General features: G+C 37.8%; 14 protein-coding genes and 1 tRNA gene. 1 reads left to right on the forward strand and 14 read right to left on the reverse strand.

Translation table 11 applies throughout. The annotated features are described in order from the left end of the window. Positions 1-410: 410 nt before the first annotated feature. From H5203_RS21220 to H5203_RS21275, 12 genes are all read right to left on the reverse strand, one after another. Positions 411-1,010, reverse strand: coding sequence for an SDR family oxidoreductase (locus H5203_RS21220; RefSeq protein WP_182820247.1), 600 nt, complete (start codon positions 1,008-1,010; stop codon positions 411-413). Then, the gene (locus H5203_RS21225) at positions 1,007-1,456 is read right to left on the reverse strand and encodes an adenylyltransferase/cytidyltransferase family protein (RefSeq protein ID WP_145236594.1); all 450 of its coding nucleotides are present in this window, start codon (positions 1,454-1,456) and stop codon (positions 1,007-1,009) included. Before H5203_RS21225 ends, H5203_RS21220 begins: the two co-directional genes overlap by 4 nt. Positions 1,457-1,485: 29 nt before the next feature. Further along, positions 1,486-2,385 (reverse strand): hypothetical protein, encoded by a 900-nt coding sequence (locus H5203_RS21230; RefSeq protein ID WP_182732589.1) that lies wholly within the window; start codon positions 2,383-2,385, stop codon positions 1,486-1,488. Further along, complete coding sequence (locus tag H5203_RS21235) at positions 2,378-3,424, reverse strand: hypothetical protein (protein WP_182820248.1); 1,047 nt, start codon at positions 3,422-3,424, stop codon at positions 2,378-2,380. The genes H5203_RS21230 and H5203_RS21235 overlap by 8 nt, the downstream gene beginning before the upstream one ends. Further along, complete coding sequence (locus H5203_RS21240; protein ID WP_182732587.1) at positions 3,417-4,226, reverse strand: phosphorylcholine transferase LicD; 810 nt, start codon at positions 4,224-4,226, stop codon at positions 3,417-3,419. Before H5203_RS21240 ends, H5203_RS21235 begins: the two co-directional genes overlap by 8 nt. Continuing rightward, positions 4,223-5,254 carry a hypothetical protein gene (locus H5203_RS21245; RefSeq protein ID WP_182732586.1) on the reverse strand — a complete coding sequence of 344 codons (1,032 nt, stop codon included), beginning with the start codon at positions 5,252-5,254 and terminating at the stop codon, positions 4,223-4,225. The genes H5203_RS21240 and H5203_RS21245 overlap by 4 nt, the downstream gene beginning before the upstream one ends. A gap of 87 nt (positions 5,255-5,341) precedes the next feature. After that, a complete protein-coding gene (locus H5203_RS21250; RefSeq protein WP_182820249.1) occupies positions 5,342-6,160 on the reverse strand; it encodes a glycosyltransferase in 819 nt (272 codons plus the stop codon). Then, positions 6,161-7,093 (reverse strand): sugar transferase, encoded by a 933-nt coding sequence (locus H5203_RS21255; RefSeq protein ID WP_404936227.1) that lies wholly within the window; start codon positions 7,091-7,093, stop codon positions 6,161-6,163. Between the two features lie 107 nt (positions 7,094-7,200). After that, positions 7,201-8,133, reverse strand: a complete 933-nt coding sequence (locus tag H5203_RS21260) for a Wzz/FepE/Etk N-terminal domain-containing protein (protein WP_259401990.1) — start codon at positions 8,131-8,133, stop codon at positions 7,201-7,203. 97 nt (positions 8,134-8,230) lie between these two features. Next, complete coding sequence (locus H5203_RS21265) at positions 8,231-10,906, reverse strand: SLBB domain-containing protein (protein ID WP_182760569.1); 2,676 nt, start codon at positions 10,904-10,906, stop codon at positions 8,231-8,233. Positions 10,907-11,027: 121 nt separating this feature from the next. Then, positions 11,028-11,804, reverse strand: coding sequence for a YdiY family protein (locus tag H5203_RS21270; protein ID WP_145236566.1), 777 nt, complete (start codon positions 11,802-11,804; stop codon positions 11,028-11,030). Positions 11,805-11,836: 32 nt separating this feature from the next. Then, positions 11,837-12,655 (reverse strand): mechanosensitive ion channel family protein, encoded by an 819-nt coding sequence (locus H5203_RS21275; RefSeq protein ID WP_182820251.1) that lies wholly within the window; start codon positions 12,653-12,655, stop codon positions 11,837-11,839. A gap of 282 nt (positions 12,656-12,937) precedes the next feature. Between H5203_RS21275 and H5203_RS21280 the strand changes: the two genes are divergently transcribed. Then, positions 12,938-13,013: transfer RNA gene (locus H5203_RS21280), tRNA-His, on the forward strand. Between the two features lie 583 nt (positions 13,014-13,596). Here H5203_RS21280 and nagP read toward each other — a convergent pair. Together nagP and H5203_RS21290 are read right to left on the reverse strand one after the other, a co-directional pair. Continuing rightward, on the reverse strand, positions 13,597-14,892 hold the full coding sequence (gene nagP / locus H5203_RS21285) for an N-acetylglucosamine MFS transporter NagP (protein ID WP_182820252.1): 1,296 nt from the start codon (positions 14,890-14,892) through the stop codon (positions 13,597-13,599). Between the two features lie 256 nt (positions 14,893-15,148). Further along, complete coding sequence (locus H5203_RS21290; RefSeq protein WP_182820253.1) at positions 15,149-17,797, reverse strand: family 20 glycosylhydrolase; 2,649 nt, start codon at positions 17,795-17,797, stop codon at positions 15,149-15,151. Positions 17,798-17,951 lie beyond the last annotated feature (154 nt).

Below are 17,951 nucleotides of genomic sequence, written 5' to 3' on the forward strand. Positions count from 1 at the left end.
TTTCACAGGCACATACTCTCATCGTTGTTACTTCTTAAAAGGGACTGCCATTCTTGCAAAGTAACGCCTTGATATTAAGCACCTGTGAAACGCTGAATTCTGCATCTTGAGGTGGCTTGGGTATACGTGCTTAATTAGGGTAGTGTCTATAAAAAAACCCATTAAAACTTTTCATGTTTAATGGGTTTTCATTAGTTCTGCCATTGAGGATAATTTGATTTAGTAAAAACTGAGAAACTAAACAGAGACTTACTAATTTTTTACTATGCTTTTTTGTTAAGGTTATGCGCAACCATAGATCACTTCAAATTTAGTAAAACCAAGTAAATTGAGTCAAAAACTCCTAGAGTAAAAACACCCAGCAGAGCAAAAAGCTAGCAAGCTAGCGTGTTATTAAAACAACTCAACGATTAAAGCTGCTCTTCTGTTTGCTCATTTTTTCGATAGAAATATAGCTTACCGTTACTGTTTGCATTTATCGCAGCAAGGATCGGCTCGGCTCCTTCAGCAATCGTCATCACATTTGGGTTATCGATTAACAAGTTATCTCTTAGCTTCGTTTCAATGGCTCCTGGACATAATATGGTTATATCGTAACCATCCTTATGTAGCCCTTTTGACAAAGTAACCACACCAGCCTTAGCTGCACAATATGAAGTCCAATCTTTATAGCTGTTAAAAGCGGCTGTTGAAGCAATATTTATTAACTTAGTTTTTTTATTTGCTCTTAAAGCTGATCTACAAATAAGGTAAGTACCAATTAAGTTTACTTCAATATCTCTAATCCATAATTGCGGATCTGATTCAGCAACTAAACATGAATAAAGTGTTCCTGCAGCATTGATAACAATATCAAACTGGCGTCCGCTAAAATAACCTTCCACTGAGCTTGGATCTGCAACATTAAGGTCAATACGCGACGGAGCCGCTACTTGGTGTCCGGCCGCTATTAAAGATTGTGTTAAAAATTTTGCAAGGTCACCCTGACCACCTGTTATTAATATATTCATTTTTTAGGCTCGGGAATTGGGTGTACATCACTTGGCTCAATAAGTTTTTTATATTGGTCGTAAATTTTCTTTTTTAAGTTGGTTGAGCTAACACCGGCCCCATAAGGAAAATAAAACACCTGTACGCCTTGATCTTTTAGGTAGTCGTATTTCCCTTTCCAGTCATCTCCAATAACAAAAATGTCGATATTTAAGTTCTCGACTGTTTCATTATGGTCTAATGTGCGTTGTGGGATCACCACGTCAGGGTCTCTTAAACCCTCAACAATGGCTATGCGCTCTTCAAACGGCACCGCTGGCGGCTTTTTATAAGAACATACAAGTTCGTCAGTACTAACACCTACAATAAGGGTGTCACCTAAACCACGACCATAATTGATCATTTTTAAATGATTACTGTGAAACAGGTCAAAGGTCCCCGATACATACACAACTCTACTCTTCATAATATACCTCTTTAATTTTCTTTCGTTTATTAGCTATCGCCAGCTAACAATTTATATAACCGTACAAGTAACGCTGCAAATACAATACACGCAGAAAATAACACTAATTTATTATAGTTTACGGAAACTTTTCGCTTTACGAAAACCGTAGGCATAGTACTTGTTGCTACCAGTAAAACCGTCACTATCAACAACAACCTGCCCGACACAATAGCAAAGCTTGAAAATAAAATTGTAAGTAACAAAAACGACTTTACTAAATAAAAGTCTTTTGCCCGGTTTAGTTTTACTTCACTTTTAAACTTAAAAAACTCTAAGAATAAAATAAAAAATAAAAACACCTTTCCAACTAACGATAATGGCTCTAAGTAAACAGTGCCTTCATAGCCATAACCTAGCTTAGAACCGATCATAATAATTATATCGCGGATGATCTCACTGAGAATAAAAGCACTGCAACCGCAAGCTAAAAACAAAGTAGGCGTAGCAAACTTTATAAATAGCCTATTAGTTATATACCCTGCAAAAGCTAAAACACCTGCGGCAGGATGAACAAGCACCGAAGTAGCCGACAAAACTTTTAGTTTTTTAGCATATATCAGCAATGCAATTGCCCCAAAAGCCCCCGTAAAAAACCGCGTTTGTTCGTTTAGTATTTCACCTACTAAAACAATTAACACAACCATAAAAAATAAGTTTCGGGTTAGCGCCGCTATTGATACCGCCATAATAACTAGATAACTTAAATGCACATAAAAGTAGCTTAAACCTAAGCTTCTGAATACATCGCCCAGAACAATAAAGAGATAACCAAATGCCTCTTGCCCTTTGTTATAGGCAGTCATTAACTTTTGGTAATCATCTAAATATTCATTTGTAGCGACTAAAGCTATCAAAATAATAAATGCGCGAAATAATAAGTTAACCATTTATTAGGCTTTTATCTTCTATATTTTGCTTAAAGTCATTATTTGATTGCATAGGCCTTTTTTGTAATAGACTTTCTAGCTGATGAACATTAGCAATATCTTCAGATATAATTAAATAAGGATAATATTTTATATCAGCAAAGAAAGTGCAACTTCTATTAACAACAACCCACATGTCTTGGCTAATTGCCTCCGCCAATACACGCGGAAAACCTTCATAATATTCATGTGTTATGCATACTAATACCGCATATTGAGAAATCTCTTTAGCCACTAACTCAGGAGCTACAATGCCTTGATAGCTTATTCCATTAGGAATTACATTTGATTCACCAGGCCCATACAAATTCAACTCGCCAGGAATACATTTTACAAACCGAGAGAGCTCTGCATTACCTTGAATTTTTGATGTGCGCCCTAAAAAAACAAACCCCTCTCGCTCATTATTATAAGGGTAATGTTTTGGTAAATAGTCGATAAGATAGGTGCTGTCTTTAATATTAAACGCTTCTTGTACCTGATTTCCAGTATGAAAAAACTTAGCACCACTACGCTCTGCTTTCTTTAAAATGAGCGTGGTAAGTTTTCCATTTAAAAATTTAAGTAAATTAGCTACAGTAAAATTATGCTTTAAAAAAGCCCAGGTTAATCTGTTAGCGCAAATGTGAATATACATTTTTTCTGCGTATTTCTTCTTCCAGCATGTACTTAACAATAGCGGTATCAACGAAGGGGCTCTTAGCCAAATCAGCGATGATTGATTTTTTTCTTGGCGAATGACCTTTTGCACCCTACCAAAATCCTCTCGGTGCGAATTACTAAACAACAAACCTTTAATCATACTAAGCGTATTTTTAGACTCCGGCAGAGAAATTATTTTTTGATTTTCTTGCTCAGAATCTCCAGCGCCACGCATAATAAGCGACATTTTATAGCCATTAAAATACTCTTTTAACCAAGAAACACTGGGGTTAGAAGTTGCATCACCTTTAACAAATGGCGCTTCACCAAGTATAATTAGAACTTTTTTTTCATTCATCGATGTGCTTAACCTTCACAATATGCTGAAAGCGCATACTTTCTGGTGGTAGACTCATATAATTACCATACCGACAAGTTAAGTACGTTTCTGCTGACTGTGGCCCTTTAAAGATATAATCATTTATTACAAACTCTTGTTTTGCTGGCCACATGGCAGATTTATCGATCTTTAAGTTTGTAAATGGTGTTTCAACACCATAGCCTATAAAAGTTTTAGAGGTGGTTGACGCCTTTTGTTTTACATAGTTAATAGCAGCATCACGTATACTATTTACTAGTTTTTCAGGCACTAAACGTAATAATTTCACTAAGTTTCGAAATACAACGCCTTTATTTTTTAGATGGAATTGGCTCATCGATTTGGCAAGCACTAATTTACCAATGTATTTATTGCAAAAGTTACCTAAAAAATTATCGGGATATTCATCAACTGGGAATATGTCTAAAAAGATACCATATGGGCAGAATTCAGGCATGCCATTCGCTAACTCGTTAATTTCGGCAACGCGCGTGCCTTTCATATACACTTTAGCTGGCGTAGCTGGTTTATAGTAATTATGGTCGCCCACTTTGATCAGTGCAAAGCGGTTATCTTCTTTCCAGCATTTTAAAAAACGATTATAGTCGTCTCTAGGCATTACGACATCAAAATCATCATCCCAAGGAACAAACCCCTTATGACGCACAGCTCCTATTAAACTGCCGCCACAGATCGAGTACTCAAGGTTATGCTCTGTACAAAACTTGTCAAACATAATTGCTATCTCAAGCATATTATTTTGTATCTCAAGTAACTTCATAGTTTATTCTCCAGCATTAATGACTGCCTTCTAATGATAAAATTCATTGCGCATCCTAAAAGAAAATAAATGTATAGCTCGTGGTTAGATAAATCAAAGAGATAAAAAGGCACTATTAATAACAGTGCTTGCACTATTCCGCCGAGATTAAATAAACGATTAGGCCTAACTAGTTGCTGTAATAACTGGCCCCAAAATACATTTAATATACTTACAAGAAAGATTAAAAATAATGCATCCACGTAATAGAAAAGCACAAAAACTACAACTAAAAAATATGGTAATATTTTTTTATTAATTGTTAACAGTGTTTTTTTATGTGAATCAGCTAACACTTTTTTATTTTTTCTAAATATTAATGTTGTTAATACCGAACTGAGTCGTTCGAAAACCCGTAAGGCACGCTCTAAAGCAACAATTATTGCCGAGTTTAAAGACTGACTATTAAGTACATTCGACATGAAAATAAGCCAAGCTACCGAAAATAAGGCACCACTTGTTATAAAAGGAAAGTGCTCATTAACAAATAATCGATAATTTTGCCAATCCAAAAACTGTACTTTAAAAATATATGAGGCAGTAATAAACACATTTAACGCTGTAGTTACGATTAGAAAGTACCAAATAGGCTCTTTGTTAATTATACAAACGTACAATATGATTAACTTTAATATGCTTTCGGCCCACGCTATAGCCGTTGGTAACTTGTTTAAGCCCAAAACATATAAAAATGCCCAGCTAGGTAAAGAACTCAAAATCAGTAAAACGATAAAGTTAGTTGAATAATTAATTTCTAAAAAAGTAAATTCAAAACCAGAAAAGTAAACAGCTCCTGCAGCTATAAACCTAACTAAACCATATATCCCAGCAAAGTTTATTAATCCTTCTTTTTTACGATCTTTCTGCACCAGATAATGAGTTGTATTACTAAAGCCACTTGAGAGTAAACCAACACCGAATGTACAGGCATAAAAAAACAACATACCCTGCTCTGGCTTGTCTCCCTGAAAAATGATAATTGGCGCCATTAAGCTAAAGGCTAATTGGGGGAAATATAAAGCTGCAGCAGAAAGTAAGGCTGTTATTTTAGTACGCGCATATTTAGAAATGATGGCTTAATTCCTCAAGAATACTTTGTATATACTTTTTAGAATTGATACAGGCAAAAGACGAGTCGACGCTCTTAAACAAAACAACATAGCGCCACTCAATTTACTGGTATATCCAAGTTGATTTTTAACTTTGGCTAATTGCCACTCTGACTTTACATAATTCCAACCGGAACGCCTTTTTTCCATTCCATTGCCAATACGAGCATCAACCAAAGGCTCTGGCATTAAGATAAATTGAGCATTATTACTTTTCATGCGTAGCCACAGATAGTAATCCTCCATAAAATGAAGGTGCAAGTAACCTCCTGCAAGTAAAACGGCATCCTTTTTAAACAACACAGCCATATGATTTATAACATTTCTTTTTGCCAGCTGTTTTTTTAAATGTTCTGATTGCGACGCACAACGGAAACGCTGCAAATCCCCAGGAACTTGATCAAACTCTTCTACGGTAGCACTAACCAGATCAGCATTTTTCTCAACAGCTATCTTAAGTTGCTTTTCAAAGCGTTCAGGTGCATTTATATCATCGGTATCAAAACGTGCTATATAACTATGCGTGCATGCTGCCAAGCCATGATTAAGCGCATCACCTAAGCCTTGGTTAGTTTGCAGTGCAACTACTTTAATATTTAACTTTTTTTGCCATCGCTGTACGATAATTTGTAGTTCATCACCTACAGGTCCATCAAATACCAGTATAACTTCATCAGCTTTTAAGCTCTGCTCATTCAAGCTAGAAAGCGCCATTTGCAAATATTCTGGTGATTCTCCATGATACAAAGAACCTAGCGCAGAGAATTTGGGAAGTAGTAATCCCATTTATCGCCCCATCCCAAAGATCACCGTCTTTACTGTTAATAACAGTATTTTTAAATCCAAAAAACTTGAGTGATGCTTAATATAGTGAATATCGTACTTGTGTTTCCATACTGCATCTTCAACTGAAGCGCCATATGGATAGCTTACCTGCGCTAATCCAGTCACTCCTGGTTTAACTGCATGCCTAAAGCGATAGTAAGGGATCACTTTCTCGAGTTCAGTAATAAAAATTTCTCGTTCCGGCCTTGGACCTACAATCGACATTTCACCTTTGAGGACATTGACTAGCTGTGGAATTTCATCAATTCGTGTTTTCCTAATGAAATGACCGACTTTAGTTACTCTTATGTCATTTTCGTCAGCCCATTGTGCGCCATCTTTTTCGGCGTCATTTCGCATGGAACGAAATTTAATAACCTTAAATTCTTTATTATATTGCCCTGTTCTTTTTTGCAAAAAAAACAATGGCCCCTTGCTCTCTAGCTTTATTGCAATTGCAGCTAATAAAGAAATTGGCAGAGTGACAATCAAGATCGCTAAGGAACTAGTAATATCTAAAAATCGCTTAACTAATTGGGTTCTCTTTTGCGATAAAATAGAAAACGCTTTTTGATGCAAAAAGTAGCTACTATGAAGCAGTGACACCTCAGTATATTTTAATCGCTCATCCAAGTAACTCACCAGGGGCTCAACCCAAGCTCCGCACTCTGTAGCACTCACTAAAAAGTTTCTTTGCTGTTTACCTAGCGCTGCACTCTTAAAGTGGCATATTACCTTTTTACTAAAATTATCAATGTTATAGCGATTTATGACTATGGTGAACTCGTAATTAATAGCAATAGCTTCCACTTCCGAGACGGCTTCATCAGGGCAATACAAGTATATAATATCTTGCTTTAATGCTTCTTTTTTCGATTTAAATGGTTTTTCCATTCGTCTCAAAATAGACATATCCTCAAAAGAAACACCTTCAGCTTGATTTGGTATTATTTTAAAACCCATAACAAAACCTTAAATCAACATAATTTTTCATAAATACACTAACCCTGACGATTAAAGTGTCTAAAAACCACAACCATTGAGCTGAGTAAAAAGCCTAATAATAAACCTATTAAACAGATTAGGGCACGGCTTGGTTTTGACTTTTCTTGTGGGGCAATCGCAGGATCAATTGTTTTAAAAACATACTCATCACGCACATTCGCTAACATAATAGTTCGCGCCTGTTCTTCGACCAACTTGTATAAAACAGCTCTAATATCAACAACTTTAGTCTGCTCTAATTGCTCTGTAAGAAACTCAGTGCTTTTTAGGGCCTCTGCTACGTCTCTTTCCTTCATTTCTTTGTTAATTTCTAAAATTAACCAGTTAACCCATTGCTGTGCGATAAAAGGTGATAGATGCTCTATCGATACTTGAACCATACCTGTATCTGGATCTTCCATAACATTAAACAACTCCATAAATACTTTATAAGCTTCTTGAGTTGATGGCTTAGGTGTATAGGGTGGACTCACCTCACGCACCCAAGTTTTAGTTGTTGGATCATACAAATCAGCATCAAAAGAAAGTGTATTGCTAGCTAGGCTCCAACTTTCTGCAGCAATAAGGTCAGGTAAAATTTTATATTTTTCAATAAAATTAGCTATGAACTGCCTAGATTTAATAACTTCAATTGCTAATTGAGTATTGCTGGTCGCTGGAGAACCAAGATTAATTCCAGCTAGACTAGCCATACCACCTAATTGACCGGTTAAACCGGCCAAGCCACTATTGTCATTTTTTTCTGAAGGAGCGAGTAAAACTTCTGACTTATAAATGTTTGGCATTTGCAGTGCAAAAAACACAGCACCTAATAAGAATATTATGGTTGTAATTGATATAGTTAACTTATTTTTCCAAATAATTAAGAACAAATCTTTGTAATTAATTTCATCGACTAACAACTCTTTTTCCGTACCTAAATTTTGCATATTAACCATCTTCATTATCTTAAGTTACTTTTGAAAATACACTTTCGTATTCAAAGCTATAACTCTAATTAAGCTTAATAACTTATTAGTAATTTAATTAAATACTACTAATCGCAGCAACTGCTACACCAAGTTGATAAATGATTTGTGTGGCTGTGCTCCACAGTGTCAGGTTATCCATATAACCAGAATTGAGTGGAACTACAATTGTGTCACCAGCCTCTAGCATTTGTGAATCATTGACAGCAAACCAACTTCCTGAATTTGGAATTTTTACTGAACCATTGGCTTTGATAATATAGATACGCTCATCATCAGCGCGCTCTTTTAAACCACCACTAAGGGCGATGTAATCATTATATGAAATACCCGGTTTAAATAAGTGAGATGTGGCATAGTTTACTTCGCCTATTACACTGATAGAGTCACGCTTACTTGGCACATATAAAGTATCGCCGTCTTGCAGAACCAGCTTTTGTTTATCTTCAACGATTAAAGGAAGATCAATAACGAGTCGCCCTACCGCTTCTATATCTGCTAAGTCGATAAGTAACTTGTTCATCTCATCGTACGATAACGTTCTGGCGCCTTTCTCAAAGCTTTTTTGCGCAAGATCACGACGTAACTCTTCTGATAACTTAGTTAATTGCTGCTGCTCTTGTTTACGAATCGACTCGCGTGTGAAAATCGCAGCCTTTTCTTCAGCAAACTCTGAGAACCCACCTGCGCGCTCTAGTAGGTTAGTCAATGTTTCACCACGACGAATTGTATAAGTTCCAGGGAATTTAACTTCACCTTTTAACTCAACTTTTACATTTTCTTGCCAGTTAGGGATTGAGAATACATTTAAACTATCTTTACTTCGCAGTTTTCGGTTATCACCAAGTTCCCCTAGCATAGCTTTATGTAAATTAAACTTTATGTGCTCGACTTTAGAAGCATCACCAGCTAATAACCGGGTAATTTCAGCTTGCTCTGTATAAGCAGATTCAAGTAACCCACCAGCGGCTATAATTAGTTCGTTAACTTCAGCGCCTACTGTTAATGGATATACACCTGGGTAAGCAACGTGACCATTTATTTCAATTAACTGCATGGCTTGAGTTACTGAAGCTTGCTGTTTTAATTTAGCTTTGATTGGTTTTAATATGTTATAGCGACTAAAGATTGAATAATCTTCAGGCGCAAGCTCAGCAGCCTCTTCAGCCGCTTTTCTTTGCTTGGCCAATTGAGCAATAGTTAAATTGGCGCCGTCATCAGGCTTTTTGAAAGGATCTTCACTTTGAATAACCCCTATGTATTTTTCGAATTCTTTCTTTTGATATTTATGCCACTGCTCAACTTTGATTTGTTGTTGCTGCTGCTTTTCGGTCAGTGCCATATTTGTTAGCGCTAACTCTTCAGCTTCTTTTGCTTCAAAGCGGCTAAAAACTAATAACTTGTCATTTGCTTGCAACTCTAAATCGTGTTCAGCTGCTTTTACAATCGCTTGCGCAATATCAAATTGATACACCTCAATATCGCCTGCAATATTGATTTCACGCACTAACAAAGCATAACTAAGGTCAGCTTGTGGTAACAAATCACCACGAACAGACGTAAACACATCAGAAATACGCTTACCTTGATGCCATTGATAACTTCCTGGGCGAGCTACTGCACCAATAACGGTAATTGAGTTTTGAATCTGTAAACTTACCGGATTAAAACGAATTCTGTCGCCATCTTGCGGAATATAGTTGATATCGTTAACACTAAAATCGACTGATAAAATTTCTTTCGCATTGTAATTATTAAAGCGCTCGATAATTGCTTTTTGTGCATACGCTTCTGGCTTTAAGCCACCGGCCATTTTCAATATATCTTGGGCAGTTTCATTATTTTTTATTTCAAAGATTGCAGGACGTTTAACCAGCCCTTCAACAGCAACTTGGGCCCCTACGGGTGGAACAAAAACCACATCGCCTGATTTTAAAGTGATATCGTTTCTACTATCACCTTTAATTAGTAATTCATACAGATCAAAGTTTGCAATGACTTTACCAGCACGTTTTACTTGAATATTACGTAAGGATGCAATGTCTGATACACCACCACTAATAAAAAGTGCATGCGACACTGTGGTCAACGACGATACGCTATAACTACCCGGCTTATATGCTTCACCTAACACTAAAATACGCATACTGCGCAATTGACCTAAAGATACAAACGCTTTTACGCCTATAATTTCTTGTTCAACTTTAGCTTTGATAAGTTCTTTTATTTCACCAAATGTAAGCCCAGCAACGGTGACAGGGCTTAAGTTAGGTATATTAATTCGGCCTTCACGATCCACTACAACTTCGTAGCTTTCACTTTCTTTACCATAAAAGTTAATTTTTAATTGATCACCGCGGCCAATTAAATATGTTTCTGGTACAGCCGCATTTTCACTTGGCATGAAGGTCGTAGGCTCACCAGAGAATAACTCGTAACCAAAAGGCTTGATTTCATCTCTTTGTGGATCAAAGCGTTCTTCGTCTGTTAAAACTGGCTCTTCTTGTTCTTGACGCGGATAAACAGTTTGTTGTTCTTCTGCTGCTGCGCTAGGTGATGATTGATTACCAGTGATACTCGTTAGATCAACACCATATTGCATAGCAAGTGCTTCTTGCTGCGCTTTCGGTAGCTTTTTAAATTGTTCAATTTGCGATGCAGTAGGAGTGAAAGCAAATGCAGATGCAGTCGTTAGCAGTAAAAAAAATATTAAAAATCGTTTAAAAAGCATCACAAGTAGGTTTTTCCTAGAACAACGGCCAAAAGATTGGCTATTCTACATTATTTACAAACAAATAAAAAAGGGACTTACGTCCCTTTATTACAGTTAAATGTCACTAAACGAGGCTTAATTGTTAAAAACTGTAAACCAATGTCAGCGACGTTTCTGTGTCTGTGCTTTCTTTGTCGTCAGCAACAACTGAGTTGTTAGTAATGTTATAAGCAACCTTCATTTGTAATGAACCGTTGATTTTAGCTAAAAGCGCTGTTTCTGAGCGTGTTTTAGTGTTGGTATCACCGTATTCGACTGAAACTAACTGAGTAAGCTTTGCGTTATCAGAAATTTGCCAATTATAATCAAGCTTACCTAGAGCGATAACCTCACCTTCACGCTCACCCGCTAAAGAGTTACCATTTTCATCAACTTCGGTACTCGTATCAGGATATTGAAAGTACTTATAACCAGGACCAATTTCAGCATTTAACCACATGTCAGAGCGGTCTAATAAACGTTGACCATAACCCGCTGAAATAACCGACTCACTACGATAAGCACCAAAGTAATCAGAAACGTGTGAACCATAAACATATAAATGCGCATGCTCTTCATTTAACTTATAGTTACCTTGTACTGATAACGAGTATTTTTCGTTAGTACGTTGCGTTTCTTTTATACCAGCATCATTCTCAACGTCGTCTTCTTTATAAAGACCATTAATTTTATACTCGTTGTTCCAGCTTTCTAAGTTATGTAACGCCTTGATGCCGCCTTTAAGGGTGGTTGTTTCTGTATTACCGCTGGTAATAATTGCACCTAGCTCACTGGTAACTTCCCATGTTTTAGTATCTTCAGCGAATGCGTTAGTTGCAGCAGATGCTGCAACTAAAATTGATAAAAGCTTTAATTTCATTAAAAAATAACCTTTGCTACTTGTTTGGTTGATTAATCTTGCTTGTGAAAGTGAACATCCATTTGCGGAAATGGAATAGTGATATCCGCATCATCTAATGCGATTTTAATGTTCTCAATTAAAGACCAATAAGTTGGCCAGTAATCGCCTGAGTTAACCCAAGGACGCACAATGAAGTTTACGCTTGAATCTGCAAGCTCTGACACTGATACGTTATAAGCTGGATCTTTAAGAATGCGTGACTCTTGATCTAGGACTGATTTAAGTACTTCTTTTGCTTTGCGTAAGTCTGCATCGTAACCAACACCAATAACTAGATCGATACGGCGAGTTGATTCGCGCGAGTAATTAATAATTGAGTCAGACATAATTTTAGAGTTTGGCATGATGATAACTTTGTTATCTGGTGTGCGTAGTTCAGTAGAGAAAATTTCGATTTTTTTCACTGTACCAGCTTTACCGCCAGCTTCGACATAATCACCCGATTTGAAAGGACGAAGTAATATAATAAGTACGCCAGATGCGAAGTTAGATAGTGAACCTTGCAGTGCTAAGCCAACTGCTAAGCCTGCAGCACCTAAAATAGCGATAAATGAAGTGGTTTCTATGCCTATTTGTGACAATGCCATTAAGATTGTTGCCATAAATACGATGGCATAAACAATGCTAGATACGAACGAACCTACAGCTTTATCTACTTTCTTTTTGTCGAATGCTTTTTCAGTTAGGTTAGAGCAAAATTTTGCAACACGACCACCCAATAGAAAGATCACCAATGCAATTACAGCTTGAATGCCATAATGCAAAATCAAACCTGAGTTTTCGTTTATCCAGTTAAGTATTGTATCCATTATCACTCCTGATATTCAGTATTAAGCAGTTTGCTGGTTAAATTATATCTGATTTCAATTTATTATTTAATTAATTAATCTATTTATCTTTAAAAGAACATCTTTAGGGTTAATTTTTATTTTACCCAACCAGATAAAAAACGATTTAAACATTCATTCTCTGACTACTTTACGAACAAAAATATTCAATTTTAAATTTTTTTCACTTTTTTTGCTCTTAACCCTTCACAAGATTTATTATTTTATGTATTATCCGCGCCACACCAAACAAGGTGTGTTGTGGCGGTTGTAGCTCAGTTGGTAGAGCCCCGGATTGTGATTCCGGTTGTCGCGGGTTCAAGCCCCGTCAATCGCCCCATCTTTTCCCTTCTTAATTTCAATATCAAATACGTCTTAAAATTTCATCCTATTGATTAATTAATATTAAGCATAAGCCAAAAATAATGGCTGAAGCCGGTTCCTACAAGAAATATACACATGCATTATCCCGTAGGTGAGCGCTTTGCGCCGATTAGCTTTTGCATATAACCTAAGCCTAAACACAATCACGGCTGAAGCCTGTTCCTACAAGCAACATACACATGCATTATTCCGTAGGAGAGCGCTTTAGCGCCGATCAGCTTTTGCCTATAACCTAAGCTTAAACACAATCACGGCTGAAGCCTGCTCCTACAAGAAATATACACACATGCACCATCCCGTAGGAGAGCGCTTTAGCGCCGATTAGCGTACCCTCGCTAACTTTACTCTCGCCAGCTCGCAAGCTACTTTCTTGCAGACAAAAAAATGCCACCTTTCGGTGGCATTACACACGGGATTATTTCTACATTATAGAAATTCTTTTCAAAAATAAGGTTCTAGGTTCTAGGTTCTAGGTTCTAGGTTCTAGGTTCTAGGTTCTACAAAGCTAAACTTTTACCTTGAACCTTTCAACTTTAATCTTATTTCCAGCTTTTCATCTTGTGCCCTTTAACAGCATAGAAAAGGATGAATAAATAACAAGGTAACATTACGATATAAGCGCCCTGCTGAGCCTCGGCAGAATCCACACCACCGCTTGCTAGACCCCAAAATAGTGGACCAAACGCACCACCGGCGATACCCATTACAAGCAGACCAGAACCAACACTGGTTAATTTACCTAACCCAGACAACGCTAACGGCCATACCGCAGGCCATACAATAGCATTCGCAAATCCTAACACAGCTATCATCAATAGTGTATCTGGTAATTGTACCTCTAAACCAAGCGCTGTTGCGACAACCACTGAACTAGTATCGCTAAATACCACGGCAAGGGTTAGTACGCAGCCTAGAGTAGCAGACAAACTCAATGCAGTTTGCTGCGAAATAACACGTGGTATAAGTGCAATACCTAAGATATAACCCAGCACCATACAAGCCATCGTATAAGAGGTCATGACACTATATTTTTCAACACCTAGCGATAACGCAAAAGTACCAATGGTATCGCCTGCAATCACCTCCACGGCTACATAAACGAACAAAGCAAGCACCCCTAGTGCAAGACTTGGATGGGAAAGCGCCTCTTTTACTTGCCCTTTAGCACCTTGCTCCTCATCATCAACAAGCTCTGGTAATGGCATCTTTGTCACGGCAAATGCCAGTGCACCAATAAATAGCGCTAACCCTAAATAAGGGTAAATTAAACTATTCGCCATTGAATCAATTTCAGCTTGTGATAAATCTTTACCAACGAGGCCAGTAAAATCACTTAAAATTAATGCTGTAAAAACGATTGGCGCAATCACGCCTGCGCCTTTATTTAATATCCCCATGATACTAACACGTGCAGCAGCTGACTCTTCAGGCCCAATCCTAACAACATACGGATTTACTGCTGTTTGCAACAAGGTTTGACCAGCCCCCATAACCAACTGCGCAAATAAAAACAAAGCAAACACTTGAGTTTTTGCAGCTGGAATAAATAACAAACCTGCCACCATCATGGTTGCCATACCGAGTGCCATACCATTTTTATAACCAACTTTACGAATGATCATTGCCGATGGCACTGCAGTAAAAGTAACAGCTATATAAAACGAGAATAAAATCAGTGACGCTTGAAATGGACTAAGCTGTAATACTTGTTTTAAGTATGGCATTAGTGAACCGTTCAACCAGGTTGCAAAACCTAGGATGAAGAATAAAGTGGCAACAATGGCCATGGGTATAAAGTTACTTTGTTTGTTTATTTTTGACACAGTGGCTTCCATAAAACTTCTTCTTGTTGCGAGCTATCGTTGTAATTATTTATTGCAATTAAGTTCAAAAAAACTTAAATCGACGATTAGCGTTGCTGTACTTTATAACACTTTGGCGACATTTAAATGACAATGTCGAAACAAAAATGACAGCGCTGCCATAAAACTTTACGTTAATTACAGCCATATTACTAGTAACAATTTATTTTACAACGGCACAAAAAAGGGCCTTTATGGCCCTTTCAAAACGTAATTAGTTACTAATATATTAATTTATATGAGTAATTCTGCTCTTCAGTTTACTATTTAAGCTACTACGTAATGCCACAGACTGCTGTTCAGAAACACTGATCGGAGCTGTATATTGCTGCCAACTCGCGCCATTATCTAAACTATACTCGGTATTTAAATATGCAAATGGCGTATTAATCTCAAGCTTACCATTGTTGATCACACCTCCAGGTACAGGTAAATTCAAAGTTACACCTGCATTTGCCAACTTTGTAAGCTCTTTCAAACCAACTGCAGCAGAAAATTGTGCCCAGTCTTTTTCTTGGCTTTTACGATCAACCTGCTCGCCCTCCCATGGTGCTTTATGCCATGCACGCTCAGCAACAGACAGAATTCGCGGGAATATCATTGCCAATACTTGATCTTCGGTTCGAATAGTTTCAGACCAAACTTGTCCTTGCATACCTAAGATGTTTTCTGGCTTTTCTAATTTTGGTAGTGGACGACCAACTAAAGCTTCAAGGTTATCTATCGGCTCCCGTGTTCGGGTGTAATCGGCATTTGCATACACATCGTCTGGCATATAATTAAATGCTTTTTTAGTATCGGTATAGCGAGTTGCCCAATAATATCCACGTTCTTCTGGGTGAGCTTCATAAGGATGGTCAAAGTATAAGTGTGTACCATGCGATAATATAACTTGATAACCTGCATTGGCAAGGCGGTAAGCTCTGTCTGCAACACCCCACTCCCAAATATTGTCCCAGACGTTTGCTGTAAAGGTTTTATTTGGAAATTCATCGCGCTTAAACGGGTTAGTGCGGTCATACATTAAACCATCTTCCCATGCACCTGGCGAAATACCGCGCTTTTCAAGTAACTTGGCCACACGTTGTGTAAAGTAAGGTTTTAGATCTGCGGCACCGGCAACCCCATTATTAGGGTCGGCAAACATTGCTTGGCATATTGGCGAGCCAACCCATGAACCGGCACCCACTTCATCGCCACCAAAGTGTAAGTTAGTCAATTGCACACCGGCTTCGCGGTACATTTGTTGTAATTCGTAGGTAACCTTATCTAAAAAAGCATAGGTTGAATCCATGCATACGTTCATCGAGTTATCTTTGTAGTTTTGCACCGTCATATATACCGAGGTGTCTTTTGGATCGCTCAATAAATATTGTGTCGCTGCACTAATATCGACTTGCTGCGTTTCTTTTCCTGCATTCTTTTTATTAAGAAGGTTATTTTTAGCTGTTTTTTGAGCTTCATCAGCAAGCTTATGATAACGCGCTTCCATTGCTTTGATTGATGCTCGAGCATGCCCCGGCCCTTCAATTTCAGGAATGATTTGAATATGGCGGTCTTTAGCAAATGTTAGTAATTCAATAAACTCGCTACGGGTTAAGTAACCATTACCTGAGCCCGATTTAAATGGCCCGGTTCCTAGCTGTGTTAACAGACATTCTTTTTCTTCAAGGTCAAAACAGCGATAACCACCAATATCAGTTAGCTCTGGTAATCCTGGAATTTCTAAGCGCCAACCTTCATCTTCTGAAAAGTGCCAATGTAGTTTATTCATTTTATAACGCGCCATTTGCTCAACTAATTTGAACATAGCGTCTTTGCCGTGGTAATTGCGGCCATTATCATAGTGCATGCCACGCCAGGTATAACGAGGGCTGTCTTCAATCTCAAGTTGTGGAATGTCTACAGTGCCTTGGCTATTTGCCGGGAGTAGATTAAGTAAGCTCTGCATGGCATAGAAGACACCGGCATTATCACTCCCAACAATTTCAATACGATCGTCATCTATTTCAAGAGTGTAACTTTCTGATTTACCACCGGCCAACTGTGGATTTACTTTTAAGCTGATCAGTTTTTCTTTTGCTAGTTTGATGTGATCTGGCTGGGCTTTTAAGGTCAGGCCATAGTCATCTTGCAAATCTTGCATAAACACCATGACTTCGTTCTTTAACTGACCTTGGAAAGTGATCTGCCAGCTGCTATCAAGTGTTGCAGTACCGCGATTAAACTCTACTTTTTGTGGCTTTGGAATGATCCGCTTTAATGCGTCTTGTTGCGATACTTGACTTGTCGTTTGTTGATTACGCTCAAAACGCACTTTTGGGGTGACTAATACCGTTAAATCTTTTGGCTCGTTATAACGACGCAGTTGATTTTCACGCTCGAACGGTGCAACAAACTGGGTCATATCTTCGCTGTCAGTATTTGCAAAAATAGCCGGTTTATTATCACCAGATACAAAAAAAGCACGTGGCATAAAATCAGAATAAGCAACCACCCAAACTTGAGCGTCAAACTCTAGTACTAAGCTTTTACCTGAAGCTAACCCTGTAAAGTTTTTAGTTGGGGTAATGCGATGTAAATCACCATTTACGTGTTCAATATTTAAACCCGCAACTAGCTCAGTACTGATCTTACGAACTGAGTGAATATACAACTGCCAGTCACTTTCACCTGCAGGAAGTGCAACATCAGATTGGTTGTTTAGTGTAATAGTTCCTAAAAAACCAGCGTCTTTATTATGAAAGTTATCTACCACAGCAAATGTCAGAGTGGTCTCTTTGGCAAAGTTATTCACATCAGTTTGCGAAAACTGCGCCTGTGCCATTAATGGCATTATCGCGATCAAACTCGCTAAAGTTCGCTTTTTAAAATCCATTGCTCTCTCCTCGTTGTATATCCTAAGACTACGCATTTCCCCCCACGTAATCTGTTATTTATTATTATTTATTCACCACCATCATATAAAAGATAAAATGACAGCGCTATCATTAATTGAAAAAATAGGGAATAAGCGGTAAGCGGTAAGCGGT

The organism is Pseudoalteromonas sp. SG41-1 (assembly GCF_014164575.1).
Lineage (GTDB): Bacteria > Pseudomonadota > Gammaproteobacteria > Enterobacterales > Alteromonadaceae > Pseudoalteromonas > Pseudoalteromonas rhizosphaerae.